Source organism: Streptomyces sp. A5-4 (genome assembly GCF_051131715.1).
Taxonomy (GTDB): domain Bacteria; phylum Actinomycetota; class Actinomycetes; order Streptomycetales; family Streptomycetaceae; genus Streptomyces.
The window spans coordinates 8,559,529-8,571,302 of sequence record NZ_CP178591.1; the positions used below are offsets into that span (position 1 = coordinate 8,559,529).

Genomic DNA, 11,774 nt, shown 5'->3' on the forward strand with positions numbered 1-11,774 from the left:
GTCACCCGGCCCCCGGAGCGGACAGCGCCTCGCGGGTCGGCGGCGGCACGTCGAGCGGCGTTGGGGGCCGGAGGCGGGGGCAGCCGCTGTGCCGTGCGGGCCGGGCGGCTAACGTCATGGGCCGAGGATCGGAGTTCCATGGCTCGTACATTCACTGTTTCCGACAGCATCATCATCGAGGCGGGCCCGTCGAGGGTCTACGAACATGTCTCCAGCCCGGATCTCATGGGTCGCTGGAGCCCGGAGAATCTCGGCGCCACCCTGATCGGTGAACAGCGCCCCGCGCACGTCGGCATGGTCTTCAACGGTCACAACAAGCGGGGCTCCATCCGATGGACCACTCGCTGTACGGTCACCGCGGCCGACGAGGGCGAGCTGTTCCGGTTCCGGGTCCACGCCATCGGTCTGAAGCAGCCGCGGCTGCGGGCCCCCATCGCCACCTGGGAATACCGCCTCGAGCCGGCCGGCGAGGGCGTCAAGGTGACGGAGACCTGGACCGACGACCGGCGATCGTGGCCCGACTTCGTGGCCAACACCTTCGACAGGATCGCGACGAGGGGACACACCTTCGCCCACTTCCAGGGTGGAAACATCCGGACAACCCTGCGCAATCTCAAGGCGGCCCTCGAAGCTCCGGCCGTGAAGCCCTGAGAGTGGCCGTGCGGCGCCCCGGCCGAAGCCCACGACGGCGGGGCGCCTCGTCGTACGTACGTCACCTGCCCGGCCTGCTGGGCAGGTGACGCGGGGCGTCGGGGGTGGTCACGGACCAGGCCGTACGCCCTGCGGATGCTCAGGCAGCGCCGGGCGCTCCGGAGTGGTCGGGCCGGCCAGGACCCTCCGGTCGTGGTCGGCGTCATCCGGTGCGGTGTGCCGCGCCAGCCAGTACGGGTTGTCGTGCGGGAGGCCGCCAGTGACTCTGCCGTACATGCCGAAGGTCATCAGCAGCAGGCCGAGTACAAAGCTGAACAGGACGTTCTGCATACGGAAGGCCAGGAAGTTGTAATCCGTCTCCAGCAGGGCGAGGTTGGCGAACCCGCTGATGACGAAGGCCGATCCGAGCACCATGTTCACCGTCGACGCGGTGTTGCCGCCGACGAACGCGCCCGCGAGAAGCGCTCCTCCGATGACGACGGACAGCACGCTGAGGGCGCCGTTGGTGTTCAGGCCCGCGACCGTGTCGCCTCCGGTGCTGAAGAAGCCGATGCGGTCGATCAGGCCCAGGACCCCGAAGACCAGCAAGAACAACCCCATCAGTCCGGCACCCCAGCGGTAGACGTGACTGAGGTGATGATCAACGGGGAGATGCTCGTCGAGATGGACGCGCGGGCTGGGGCTCACACGTGCCCGTAGAGAATGGCTTGCAGCCATGTCCGGCCTCCTGCGATAGAGAGCGCCCGGGGGGAAGAGTGGGGGAATCGCCCCGCTGATCCACCTATGCGTAGCTTTGCTACTCCCTATTCGGTGCGAAGACGCCGGGGGATTGGTCCCTGCCGGCCGACTGGGGATGTGGACGCGCCGCCGCCGGCCGTCGAGCCGCACATAGCGTCGCCCGGCTCGGCCAGGGCCTCGGGGGCCTGGGCGAGCCGGGCGAGTTCCCGGCCGTGTGGGACGCCGTAACCGCGTCGGCGGGCGTCAATGTTCCATCGGGCGTCTCAGCCGAAAGCGGAGAAGGAGCGCCCGTCCCCGCTCTCCCGCAGGGCAGGGTGCACGCTGCTCCAGTCCAGGGCCTGCTGCATCCGGTGCTTGGCCTCCTCGGCCGCCTCGCGGGTCTCGGCCGGGATGTCGCCGCGTTCCTGAATCAAGCGGTCGTAGATCGGCGGATGCTCGGATATCTCTGCGGTACTCATGACAGTTGATCCTGCCCGTTCTTCGGTGATCTGTCAGGTGCGGACAGAGATGCGCCCGGTGGCTCACGACGGGCCGGTACCTCCACCGAGCGTGCCGGGCGGCCGGAGAAGCACGGTAGAAGCCACGACTTGGGCGCGGTTCGGGCCCGGGGCCCGCACCACTCGCCGCCCGAGTGTGGATCCGGCGAGGGAGTCAATGTGACGGTCTTCACCTCCGGAAGGGGGCAGGTGACGGAACGTGGCGAGACCTTTACATGTTTGCTACGTACTGCTAGGCGTGGGGCAAAGGTTCCCACGGTGCGCTGAGGAGATTTATGCGACCGTTCGTGTTGAAGTACGCAATTCCGGCTGAGAATGCCGCGGGCGACATTCCGTACACGTACGACTCCTTCCTCCAGCTGAACGTCCTGTCCGACGGGCGTCCCGCCATCACGGACCGGGCGGTGCTCCGGGCGACCGGAACCACCACGTCCACCGCCGGTTCCAAGACGCATTTCGACGACTGAACGGCCGGGACAGCGATGACTGTGCTGATCCTGACCTGTCGTCAGGATGTGACGGCGGACATGGTGGTGGCCGGGCTGCACGAGCGGGATGTCCCGCTGCTGCGTTTCGATCCCGCGGATCTCCCCGGCGAGGCCGATCTGTCGGCCGAATACCTCAAGGGGGACCTGCACGGTTATCTCGCCGCGGACGGCCGCCTGCTGAGCATGGACAGCCTGCGCTCGATATGGGTGCGCAGGCCGGGCGAGCCCGCCGAACATGCTCCGGAGGCGTCGCCCTGGCTCACGCGTGAGACCGGACAAGCGCTGTACGGGATGCTGCTCTCCACCGAGGCCCGATGGATGAACCACCCGGCCATGGCCACGCAAGCACGCTGCAAGCCGTGGCAGTTGCGTATCGCCCACCGCAGCGGTTTCGCCGTCCCCGCCACGCTCGTCACCACTTTTCCGCGGGTGGCGTGCGAGTTCGCCGAGCAGTACCGGGAGGTGGTGGTGAAGTCCGCCTCCGGCCCGCCGCCCGGAGACCCCCCGGTCATCCTCCCCACCACCCGCATTGGCCCCGAGACGGACTTCGCCGGAGTCGCGGCAGCCCCCACCCTCCTCCAGCAGTACATCACCAAGCGGGCGGACATCCGGCTGACGTTCGTCGGCGGGACACTGTTCGCCGCGCGGAAGATCGCTGCGTCCGGCCAGGTCGACGGGCGCTACGGCGACACCGACCATGTCTGGGAAGCCGTCGCGGTGCCGCACCGCATCAGCCGGGCTGTACATGAGTACACCGGCCTTGCCGGTCTCACCTACGGGGCTTTCGACTTCGCCGAGGACGACGAAGGGGTGTGGTGGTTCCTGGAGTGCAATCAGGGCGGCCAGTTCGGTTTCATCGAATTGGAGACCGGCCAGCCGATCGCGGCGACCGTCGCCTCCTGGCTGGCCGCCTCCTCGGGGACGTAGGCGCAGAGGTGGCGGGGCGCTTGGCGTACGGAGCAGGTGTAAGGCCAAGTCGGCGCCAGAGCACCGCAGTTGTTGGTCCCAGCCGCCGGGCGCCTGACGAAAGGGCCAGTGTGTCAACGTCCGCTACCGCTCCTGCGCAAGGGTCCGGACGAGACATTCATCGACCACGCGACTGTCCAGGTACGCAATCCTCAACTCCTTGCCATGCCGGGGTTCCTCCCCGGCATGGCGGCGAACACGTCGACGAGGCGGTCGGCCATTTCGCGTAGCCGACATGGCCGCCGGGAACTCCGCCAACTGCTCGCCGAGCAGCTCGGCGACGACGACCACCGGCTGGTGCACGATCTGCGCGTGCGAGTCGCGGCCTTCGGCCACTCCGATCCGCTCGGCCATCGCGGCGAGCGCGGTGAGGTCCGGCATGAAGCGGGTCGACGGACGCAGCATATGGGCGAGAAAGAACGCGGTGTTGTCGTGCGCCTCGGGCAAATGGGGAGCCTCACGGCCGCCGAAGAGCACACTGAGCCGGCGCATGGCCGAGGGCGCGCCCTCCTTCTGGAACGCCTCATGGACGGCGTCGGTCAGTCCCCGGTACTGCGCGGCGTCCGGCAGGAGGCACAGCGCGGGAGGCTCATGCGCGAGCACCGACCGGACAACAGCCGGGTGACGCACCGCGAGTTCGAGGCCGACGAGACCGCCCGAGCAACTGCCGAACTGGCCGCGCGCGCAGGGCTGAAGGTGGCCATTTACGACGCGCTCACCTGGTACTGGCCCGACATTCCGCAAGTGGCCCGCGAAGCGCTGCTGCACATCGCCCAGGACTTCCTCGGGGTACGTGAACGGCTCGCGTGCGAACCGGTGTTGCGTGGGAGAAGCGTGGTCGTCCCGCCTATCGTTCCCGCCGCTCGGGAGCACACACCGGGAGGGCATGTCCTCCTGCATCTCGGCGGCCTGGAAAGCCCCTTCTGGCGGGCGGACGATGCCGTGGTCTATGCCCGGATCATGCTCGCCGCGGTGCGTGCCGTCCTGCCGGCCGAGGGGAAGGTGATCGTCTCCGCCAGCCGCAATGTCGTCACGGCCCTCGCCGATCCAGATGTCGCCACGTACGACCGCAGTGCCGTGCTGCACCTCATGAGCACGGCCAGGTGGGCCTGGATGACCCCGGACTGGGCAATGTCTACGACGCGGCCGTCACCGGCGTACCGACCCTGTGGTTGCCGGGGGCCAATGAGACTCACGATCTGCAGGTCCGCCTGCTCTTCGAGCACGGCTGCTGCGACGCTCTCGTCGGGTGGGACGACATCGGGCGGAGCGTGGACTACCTTGCTTCGCCCCCGGAGGTGGGGCGACAGATCACCCGCGTCGTGCAGCAAGCCTTCCCCGACCGGAGCCTGCGCGAGCGCCTCACCGGCCTGCTGGCGAGGCGCACCGCCGAGCTCGGGGGCCAGGTCGTCCGGCAAGGCACGGGCGCTCGTCGGCCTCTTCGGCCACGGCGGCGCGACGCGCGGCTGCTGCCATTCTGACGCGGGTGAAGGGTGCGCCGGTGACCGGGGCGCTGCCGACCGGTGAGCCGGTGACCGGCGCGATCGCGTCGTCCGGCGAACCTGCCTGATCGCGGTCGACCTCCGACGCCGAGAGCCCTGCCTGCTGCCTGGACCTGAGCTTCGGACCTCAGCCGGGAAGTCAGGGGAGCGAGCGCCCGGTCAGTGGTGCTGCCGTTGAGGTCGCCCATCAGCAGGACCTTCTTCTGCTGTTCCTGGTCGAGGCCCCGGTCGAGTGCGGTCAGAGCCTGGTTGCGTCGACCGGTGGTGAAGCCGGACGGCCCGACCGGACCGAGGGCAGATGGACCACGTAGACGGCCAGGGGCCCGTGCGGGCCCTGGACCCGGGCGCGCAGGGACCGGCTCCAGCTGGGATCGATGGTCACGCGCTGCGACGCGGTGATCGGATGGCGGCTCCACAGGGCCACGGTGCCGATATGAACGGAGTGGGTGAGCCGGCGGTCCAGCACCCTCCGGTACGCGGGCAGCGCGTCGTCGGTGACTTCTTCCAGGGCCACCAGGCCGGGGTCGGCGGCCAGCCGGGTCCGGGCGGTGGGTGGGGTCACTGTTGGCGGCGCCGACATTGTGCGTGACGGCGGTCAGGTTCGGCGCGGCAACGGTGGCGCGCCCGGCGCGCCCGGCGCGCTGGAGACGATGCGCGCGGTGCCCGCACGGCCCCGTGCGCCCCGCGTCGTGACTGGGGGAACTCGCCGCGCGGCCAGACGTTGCGGTCCGCACAAGTGAATACCTATTGCGGCAGGCACAGAAATTAGTGAAATGCGCGGTGAAGGTTTATGTGCTGCCGGAAGGAGTGGTGTCACTTTCCCCACTCGACCCATTCCCCGTGCTAGTGTTGATCTCAGTTGCAGTTGTGGTTCCCAAAGACTTCAAGTGCATTTACCGGCCCCAAATGCCGGTAGGTGCATTTTTGTGCGCCGGAGTTGGTTTCCGGTCGGGGCGATCATTGCGGCGACTCGAGGCTCGCACAGTGCGAGCCCTGGGCATTGCCCCGAAGGAGATATGACATGGCTACTGGCACCGTGAAGTGGTTCAACGCGGAAAAGGGTTTCGGCTTCATCGAGCAGGAGGGTGGCGGCGCTGACGTCTTCGCCCACTACTCGAACATCGCAGCCCAGGGCTTCCGCGAGCTGCAGGAGGGCCAGAAGGTGAACTTCGACGTCACGCAGGGCCAGAAGGGCCCGCAGGCGGAGAACATCGTTCCCGCCTGACGCTCAAGCGTACGACGGAGCTGGGGCCCGCACCTTGGGGTGCGGGTCCCAGCTCGTTGCTTTTTCCAGGGCCTGTCCGCCTACCGCGTCGTGTACGTTGCGCGAGCGACGCCAGTTGACGGTGCTCTGGTCTGCCCCACGTACGGCGGGCGCTCCGCCCATGGCTCCGGACGCAAGTCCGCCCGAGCCCCTGTGATCCGGCATTCCGGCCTCTGCCCGGAGCTGCCGATCATGTCTCGACGCACCCGGCCCAGGATCGGCCCGTCGGCCCGGCTGCGATTTGATCTTCATCTCGGTTCGTTCCCACGGATCCCCGTGCTGTCCAGTCGCGCCGGTACTTCCTGGGTTCGTGCCGTATCGAGGAGGGTTCTGTGTGAACCGCACAGCTCGCACGAACGACGCCGTCGCGGACCTGAGATGTGCGCGCTGAGCAGCGGTGCACGAGCCGCCCCGCCCTACGGCGGCCAGTCCCAGCCGCAGCGCGGCCGGACCGAGTGTCACAGGAACCATCCGCGTCGTGGTGGCCGTACGGCCCGCGCCGGTCGCTCGGGCAGCGTGGTCATGTCGGCGCCGCCGTGCCGCTCGGACACGGTGTACGGACTCGCATTCCCGGGCGGTGCCCGGAACCTCCTGGCCGTAGACCCTTCTGGGAGCGGCCGTGTAGGACTAACGTCAGTTGTCGGTCATCCTCCATCGGCCGGCACCCCTTTGCCCGTCCTCTCAACCCTGCTGAGGCATTATGCGCTGCGTCATCGCCCGTTTCCCCTTCGATCTGGTCAAGGCCGGCGTGCAGGAGTCGATGAAGGGCGTCAAGCCCGAACCCATCGAGGGTGAGTCCGTGATCATCGGCCGTCGGCACTACCCCGTCAAGCAGGTGGGGGAAGTCATCACCCGGCAGGACCGCCGCGACTTCACCGCCAGTGAGGTGACCAGGGCGCTGACGCGTCTCGGCTTCACCTGCCGCGCGGCCGCCGACGTGGCCCCCGCCGTTGAGCCGGCCCCGCTCGCGGCGGCGTCGGCGCTGCTCGGCACGCCGGCACCGGCGTAACCGTAGAAAGTCTCAGCCGAGGCGAGACAGCATGGAGGGCCCCGACCTGTGCATCCGGTCGGGGCCCTCCACGCGTGCGGGGGCGGGGGAGGCCCGTGGGTCCGGCACCGGGTTGCGCACCTGACGCAACTAGTAGTGTTACGACTGTCGAGGAGGTGGTCCGTGAGTGCGAACAGCAAACTGACCGTTGCGCTGCACGCTCTGGCGTGGGTGGGGCTCTATCAGAGTCGCGGGCACGAGGTCGCCACCTCGGAGCAGATCGCGGACAGCGCGAGCACCAACCCTGTGGTGATCAGGCGCCTGCTCGGTGAGCTGCGCGTGGCGGGGCTGGTGAACTCGCGGCGCGGCGCCGGTGCCGGCTGGATGCTGGCGCGTCGTCTCGAAGAGATCTCGCTCCTGGAGGTCTACGACGCCATTGGGTCGGGTTTGCTGTTCGGCATGCACCGGGCGGAGCCCAATCAGGAATGCGTCGTAGGTGCTGGAATCCAGCCCGCCCTCAAGGGTGTGTACGGCCGCATCGATCAGACCTTGCGGGCTGAACTGGCTGCCGTGACTGTCGCCGACGTCCTCAAGGACACCCTCGCGGCCCGCTGAAACCCCGTACGAGCGTGCGGGGTTCATGCAGCCCGTCAATGTAACAAGAATTGTTACAAGGAAAGGTGCGAATCATGGCACAGATGACTGGCAGGACTGCCCTTCGCCGCCGGAGCCGAGTTCTTCGTCGACGGCGGACAGGTGCAGGTCGGATCCCGGCCCCTCAAGGGTTCGGCAGCCGGCCTGCCGGTACGGCTCGCGCGGCATCGTCGTCCGCGCGTCTCCCTTCCCTTCTGTTCGATCCCGTCCTCTGCCTCTCCCTCATCCCCTGGAGCGTTCTCATGTCCGAAATCACAGCGTCTGTCAGTGCACGCGCCACAGTCGACCGTTTCTTGTCCCGGCTCGCCGTGCAGGACGCGGACGGCATCGCCGATGTGTTCGCCGAGCACATCGACTGGTTCGTACCGGGCGCGGATCACCTCCCCTGGACCGGCCCGCGCACGCGCCGCGAGGATGTGCCGGCCTACTTCCGCACCATGTGGACCCACTTCGTCGAGGGGGAGAGCGAAGCGGTGATCGACCACGTTCTGGTGGACGGGCCCGACGTGGCGGTCTTCGGCAGCTTCAGCCACACGGTCAAATCGTCGGAACGTCGCTTCAGTACGCCGGTGGCTCTGCACCTCACCGTCCACGAGGGGCAGATCACTCGTCTCCGCCTGTTCGAGGACACCTTCGCCGCCGCCCAGGCGATGCCGCCGACCGACAGCTGAAGCGAATGCCGAACAGGCCGTGCCGAGCCGGGAGTTGGGCCGTCACGGGTGGCGCCGGGCTGCTTCCCCCTCGCACTCCGGAGCGTGGTCGTGCCGGGGCAGGAGGAGCGGGGTCGCCAGCAGGAGGAGACCGGCGACCGTGATCGCGGGGCGGGGGCCGGTGAGGCCGGCCAGTACCCCCCAGAGGGCGGTCAGGGCCGCGATGGTGAGCTTGCTGGTGACCGACCAAGCGGACAGCGTACGGGCGACTCGGTCCGTGGCGGTTCGGTCGAGCCGATGGGTGGCGAACACCGGGTTGAACACGCCCATGCAGGTGATCAGCCCGAGCTCGACGGCCATGACGAGGACGAGCCCGCCGGTTCCGGGGCCGACGAAGGCCAGCCCGAGCGTCCAGCAGGCGCGTAGCGTCCCGGCGGTGCGCATGACCCTGTGCCGCCCGAACCGTGCGACGAGCCGGCGGGCCAGCCGTGAGCCGATGAGTCCGCCGACGCAGGGGGCGGCGAACGCGAGGCCGTACTGCCACGGTGCGAACCCGAGGTCGCGGAGCATGAGCACGGCGAGGAGCGGGGAGGTCGCCATGATCAGGGCGTTGACCACGATGCTGTTGAGGAACAGCGGGCGCAGCGCCGGATGGGCGAGGATGTAACGCCATCCGTCGAGCAGGTCGCCGACCCGCAGCCGCGGTGCGGCAATTCGCGCGGGGCGCGGCTCCTTGCCGCCGATGGCGTGGATCCCTGCCGCCGAGAGCAGAAAGCTGATCGCATCGGCCAGCACGGTCATGACCGGGCCGAACAGCCCGATCGCAGCCCCGCCGAGCGGGGGGCCGAGCATCGTGGCCGTCCAGGTCGTCGACTCCAGCCGTCCGTTCGCGACGAGCAGGTCTTCCTGCCGTACGAGCGTTTTCAGGCATGCGCCGCCGGCCGCCGTGAAGGCGATGTCGGCCGCGCCGACGACGACCGACACGATGAGGAGCTGGGTGAGGCCGAGCCGGCCGAGCGCGAACGCGGCGGGGACGCTCATCAGTGCGGCGAACCGGACCAGATCCATTGCCACCATCACCGGTCGCTTACGGCGGAACTCCACCCACGGACCGAGCGGCACCGCCACCGCGGCTCCGACCGCGAGCCCCGCGGCGGCCAGCACCGATACTTCGGTCGTCCCCGCGTGGAGCGCGAGGATCGCGATCAAGGGAAACGCGTCGAACGCGAGCCGCGTGCCGAAAGCGCTGACCCCGTAAGCCGCCCAGAACCACCCGAACTGTCGTCCCAGCGACCGCTTGCCTCCCATGCCCGGCGCACCTCCTGCTCTCTCGCTCCCGCGTCCGATCACCTCGACGTTGACCAGGGGGATCAAACCGAGCAGGGGGACAGCAGGTCAAACAACTGGCCGGCCGACCGCCACAACGGCACGTTGTGCGATGCGCCCGCGCACTGCGCGCTGGGACCTGGACACCGCACCGGGCGTGGTGATCGACACCCTTGCGCCGACGGGACCGGGAACGGGGCCGGACGGCCTGACCGCCCGGCCCCCGCTCCGATCAGGCCCAGAAGGCGTCCTCGGCGTCCTGGGCCGCGGAGAACAGCCACATTTCTGCGATCTTGCCGTCGGTCACGCGGAGCACGTCGACGCCGTCCATGTCGATCGGTTCACGGCCCGCACGGGCCGCGGAGAAGCGGACCGTGACGGCGACCAGGCCCCCGTTCACCATGACGTCCTGCTGCACGAGCCGGAAGCTTCCCCCGCTGTGGCCCATGAACGCGCCGAGCAGCTTCAGCACACCCTTCGCGGCCGTGGTGCTCGCCGGACAGGGGCCCACTGCCCGGCTGGTGCCAGACGATGCCCTCGTCCAGAAGAGATGCCAGCCTGTCCATGTCACCGGCCACAATGCTGTCGTAGTAGGCGTGGAAGACCTCGGTGGTCGTCATGAGTGCTCCCTGGATGCGTCAAGCGGAAGCGGACTCCCTATAGTTACGTTTAGTGCCCAATGACCTCAACGTAACCAATGGGAGTCGCGCATGACCTCACAGTCGGCGTGGGACGTTTTTCAGCAAACGTGCCCCTCCCGCACATCGCTCGCCCGGATAGCCAACAGGTGGACCGCGATGATCGTCATCGCGCTTGATGCGGGGCCACTGCGCTTCGGTGAACTGCGTACGGGCGTCGCCGGTATCAGCGCCAAGGTGCTCACCGAGACGCTGCGCGACCTCGAACGTGACGGGCTGCTGCACCGGACCGCCTATGCGCAGGTGCCGCCGCGCGTGGAGTACGAGCTGACCGCGCTGGGTCGCTCCCTGCACGAGCCGATGCGCGCACTGCAGCGCTGGGCGCAGCAGCACATCCCCGAGGTCCTCGAAGCCCGAGACGCGTACGACGCCACGCGCTGACGCTGTCCGGGCAGCGCTCCAGGAGCCGCATATCAGTTGACCGGGGACGTTTCGACAACCGCGTATGCCTCGAGACGCGGGTCGGCGATGAGGTCGGCGACGCCGGCCGCGGAACCGCCGACGTACGTGCTCACCAGATCGACATCGCCGCCCACACACCAGGCACGATCCTGCGGCCACCACAGGTCGGGGATCTCGACCGGCACCTCCCGGGCGCCTCGTGCGGGGGAGTCGGCGTCGTCCAGGGGGCCGGCGAGCAGGATCTCGTCACGGCCGGGCGTGCGGAAGACCGGGACGTCGGGCCAGTCGTAGTGGCCGTAGCCGTCCCACAGCCCGTACCAGCAGCGGTCGGGGGTGCGGGTGTGCCCGGCCAGTACGGAGATCAGGGCGCGGGCCACATCGGCGGGGACCGGGCCCTCTTGCGGGTGTTCGTCCCAGACGCCGGAGACGGCAGGGGTGTCGTCGTTGCGGTAGAGCGGATCTCCGACGCCGATCAGCTCGTGCCAGCGCGTCTGCGCGGACACGGTCCGGCCGTACGCGACGGCCGCTCGGTCCCATCGCACCGCCTCCGCGCCGAACCGGGCCGGGTGGAGGATCCGCGCGTACGCGTCGAATCCGGGTGCGCACACCCCCGCGACCGTGCCGAAGCCGTCGTTGTCGGGTGGGCGCCGCTCCAGCCAGCGGGCGGGCGCGAGGTCGAGCCGCTCGACATGGAGGCGGCCGTAGACGGACGGGGGCGGAAACCTGTGGACGCGCATGCTCCCAGTGTCGCCCGTACGGGAGAGCGTTCAGGGGGTTAGCCCTACGTCGCATGGACCCGGTGCCCGGATGGTCCAGTGGATCTTGAACGGGGAGCCTGGACGCATCCGGTTTCGCGATGTGGCCATCAGGTCGCACAAGGAGGGTTCCCCATGCCCGATCGTTCCTCTCGGCTCTGTCACGCACGTACGTCGCCGCCTCGGCCGCGGCGG

16 protein-coding genes and 1 pseudogene are annotated in these 11,774 nt (G+C 68.9%); 9 read left to right on the top strand and 8 right to left on the bottom strand.

The features are described from left to right. Window positions 1-138 precede the first annotated feature (138 nt). Entirely contained in the window at window positions 139-651 is a 513-nt protein-coding gene (locus tag ACLLJJ_RS39890; RefSeq protein WP_434599669.1) for an SRPBCC family protein, read from the top strand. Window positions 652-759: 108 nt separating this feature from the next. Here the strand turns inward: ACLLJJ_RS39890 and ACLLJJ_RS39895 are convergent, their stop codons facing one another. Both ACLLJJ_RS39895 and ACLLJJ_RS39900 read right to left on the bottom strand, forming a co-directional pair. Next, complete coding sequence (locus tag ACLLJJ_RS39895) at window positions 760-1,368, bottom strand: DUF4383 domain-containing protein (protein ID WP_434599671.1); 609 nt, start codon at window positions 1,366-1,368, stop codon at window positions 760-762. A gap of 284 nt (window positions 1,369-1,652) precedes the next feature. After that, a complete protein-coding gene (locus ACLLJJ_RS39900) occupies window positions 1,653-1,847 on the bottom strand; it encodes a hypothetical protein (protein WP_434599673.1) in 195 nt (64 codons plus the stop codon). Window positions 1,848-2,161: 314 nt separating this feature from the next. Here ACLLJJ_RS39900 and tgmA point away from each other — a divergent pair, with 314 nt between their 5' ends. Together tgmA and tgmB are read left to right on the top strand one after the other, a co-directional pair. Further along, window positions 2,162-2,353 (top strand): putative ATP-grasp-modified RiPP, encoded by a 192-nt coding sequence (tgmA, locus tag ACLLJJ_RS39905; RefSeq protein ID WP_434599674.1) that lies wholly within the window; start codon window positions 2,162-2,164, stop codon window positions 2,351-2,353. Window positions 2,354-2,368: 15 nt separating this feature from the next. Next, window positions 2,369-3,301 carry an ATP-grasp ribosomal peptide maturase gene (tgmB, locus tag ACLLJJ_RS39910; RefSeq protein ID WP_434599675.1) on the top strand — a complete coding sequence of 311 codons (933 nt, stop codon included), beginning with the start codon at window positions 2,369-2,371 and terminating at the stop codon, window positions 3,299-3,301. 123 nt (window positions 3,302-3,424) lie between these two features. On the opposite strand, the gene ACLLJJ_RS39915 is transcribed toward tgmB, so the two are convergent. Then, window positions 3,425-4,426 (bottom strand): hypothetical protein, encoded by a 1,002-nt coding sequence (locus ACLLJJ_RS39915; protein WP_434599676.1) that lies wholly within the window; start codon window positions 4,424-4,426, stop codon window positions 3,425-3,427. Window positions 4,427-4,443: 17 nt separating this feature from the next. On the opposite strand from ACLLJJ_RS39915, the gene ACLLJJ_RS39920 reads away from it, so the two are divergent. Then, complete coding sequence (locus ACLLJJ_RS39920; RefSeq protein WP_434599678.1) at window positions 4,444-4,821, top strand: hypothetical protein; 378 nt, start codon at window positions 4,444-4,446, stop codon at window positions 4,819-4,821. A gap of 259 nt (window positions 4,822-5,080) precedes the next feature. Here ACLLJJ_RS39920 and ACLLJJ_RS39925 read toward each other — a convergent pair whose 3' ends face one another. Then, window positions 5,081-5,404, bottom strand: coding sequence for a hypothetical protein (locus ACLLJJ_RS39925; protein ID WP_434599679.1), 324 nt, complete (start codon window positions 5,402-5,404; stop codon window positions 5,081-5,083). A 459-nt stretch (window positions 5,405-5,863) separates the two neighbouring features. On the opposite strand from ACLLJJ_RS39925, the gene ACLLJJ_RS39930 reads away from it, so the two are divergent. The 4 genes from ACLLJJ_RS39930 to ACLLJJ_RS39945 all read left to right on the top strand — a co-directional run bounded on the left by ACLLJJ_RS39930 (window position 5,864) and on the right by ACLLJJ_RS39945 (window position 8,419). Beyond that, the gene (locus ACLLJJ_RS39930) at window positions 5,864-6,067 is read left to right on the top strand and encodes a cold-shock protein (protein ID WP_006604711.1); all 204 of its coding nucleotides are present in this window, start codon (window positions 5,864-5,866) and stop codon (window positions 6,065-6,067) included. 739 nt (window positions 6,068-6,806) lie between these two features. Then, window positions 6,807-7,115 carry an SCO5918 family protein gene (locus tag ACLLJJ_RS39935; protein WP_434599681.1) on the top strand — a complete coding sequence of 103 codons (309 nt, stop codon included), beginning with the start codon at window positions 6,807-6,809 and terminating at the stop codon, window positions 7,113-7,115. A gap of 162 nt (window positions 7,116-7,277) precedes the next feature. Beyond that, entirely contained in the window at window positions 7,278-7,709 is a 432-nt protein-coding gene (locus ACLLJJ_RS39940; RefSeq protein ID WP_434599682.1) for an Rrf2 family transcriptional regulator, read from the top strand. Between the two features lie 281 nt (window positions 7,710-7,990). Then, a complete protein-coding gene (locus tag ACLLJJ_RS39945) occupies window positions 7,991-8,419 on the top strand; it encodes a nuclear transport factor 2 family protein (RefSeq protein ID WP_434599683.1) in 429 nt (142 codons plus the stop codon). 42 nt (window positions 8,420-8,461) lie between these two features. Here the strand turns inward: ACLLJJ_RS39945 and ACLLJJ_RS39950 are convergent, their stop codons facing one another. The 3 genes and pseudogenes from ACLLJJ_RS39950 to ACLLJJ_RS39960 all read right to left on the bottom strand — a co-directional run. Next, on the bottom strand, window positions 8,462-9,706 hold the full coding sequence (locus ACLLJJ_RS39950) for an MFS transporter (RefSeq protein WP_434599684.1): 1,245 nt from the start codon (window positions 9,704-9,706) through the stop codon (window positions 8,462-8,464). Window positions 9,707-9,956: 250 nt separating this feature from the next. Further along, window positions 9,957-10,172 carry a nuclear transport factor 2 family protein gene (locus tag ACLLJJ_RS39955; protein ID WP_434599685.1) on the bottom strand — a complete coding sequence of 72 codons (216 nt, stop codon included), beginning with the start codon at window positions 10,170-10,172 and terminating at the stop codon, window positions 9,957-9,959. Window positions 10,173-10,230: 58 nt separating this feature from the next. Next, window positions 10,231-10,344 (bottom strand): annotated as a pseudogene (locus tag ACLLJJ_RS39960) (nuclear transport factor 2 family protein); the annotation flags it as partial. A 90-nt stretch (window positions 10,345-10,434) separates the two neighbouring features. Here ACLLJJ_RS39960 and ACLLJJ_RS39965 point away from each other — a divergent pair. Beyond that, a complete protein-coding gene (locus ACLLJJ_RS39965) occupies window positions 10,435-10,803 on the top strand; it encodes a winged helix-turn-helix transcriptional regulator (RefSeq protein WP_434599687.1) in 369 nt (122 codons plus the stop codon). Window positions 10,804-10,835: 32 nt separating this feature from the next. On the opposite strand, the gene ACLLJJ_RS39970 is transcribed toward ACLLJJ_RS39965, so the two are convergent. Next, window positions 10,836-11,561 (bottom strand): hypothetical protein, encoded by a 726-nt coding sequence (locus tag ACLLJJ_RS39970; RefSeq protein WP_434599689.1) that lies wholly within the window; start codon window positions 11,559-11,561, stop codon window positions 10,836-10,838. Between the last annotated feature and the right edge of the window lie 213 nt (window positions 11,562-11,774).

Excerpts from the sequence above, each read along its gene's own strand:
- ACLLJJ_RS39890 (WP_434599669.1), top strand. The coding sequence starts at position 139 with ATGGCTCGTACATTCACTGTTTCCGACAGCATCATCATCGAGGCGGGC.
- ACLLJJ_RS39895 (WP_434599671.1), bottom strand. The coding sequence starts at position 1,368 with ATGGCTGCAAGCCATTCTCTACGGGCACGTGTGAGCCCCAGCCCGCGC.
- ACLLJJ_RS39900 (WP_434599673.1), bottom strand. The coding sequence starts at position 1,847 with ATGAGTACCGCAGAGATATCCGAGCATCCGCCGATCTACGACCGCTTG.
- tgmA (WP_434599674.1), top strand. The coding sequence starts at position 2,162 with ATGCGACCGTTCGTGTTGAAGTACGCAATTCCGGCTGAGAATGCCGCG.
- tgmB (WP_434599675.1), top strand. The coding sequence starts at position 2,369 with ATGACTGTGCTGATCCTGACCTGTCGTCAGGATGTGACGGCGGACATG.
- ACLLJJ_RS39930 (WP_006604711.1), top strand. The coding sequence starts at position 5,864 with ATGGCTACTGGCACCGTGAAGTGGTTCAACGCGGAAAAGGGTTTCGGC.
- ACLLJJ_RS39935 (WP_434599681.1), top strand. The coding sequence starts at position 6,807 with ATGCGCTGCGTCATCGCCCGTTTCCCCTTCGATCTGGTCAAGGCCGGC.
- ACLLJJ_RS39945 (WP_434599683.1), top strand. The coding sequence starts at position 7,991 with ATGTCCGAAATCACAGCGTCTGTCAGTGCACGCGCCACAGTCGACCGT.
- ACLLJJ_RS39950 (WP_434599684.1), bottom strand. The coding sequence starts at position 9,706 with ATGGGAGGCAAGCGGTCGCTGGGACGACAGTTCGGGTGGTTCTGGGCG.
- ACLLJJ_RS39955 (WP_434599685.1), bottom strand. The coding sequence starts at position 10,172 with ATGGGCCACAGCGGGGGAAGCTTCCGGCTCGTGCAGCAGGACGTCATG.
- ACLLJJ_RS39965 (WP_434599687.1), top strand. The coding sequence starts at position 10,435 with ATGACCTCACAGTCGGCGTGGGACGTTTTTCAGCAAACGTGCCCCTCC.
- ACLLJJ_RS39970 (WP_434599689.1), bottom strand. The coding sequence starts at position 11,561 with ATGCGCGTCCACAGGTTTCCGCCCCCGTCCGTCTACGGCCGCCTCCAT.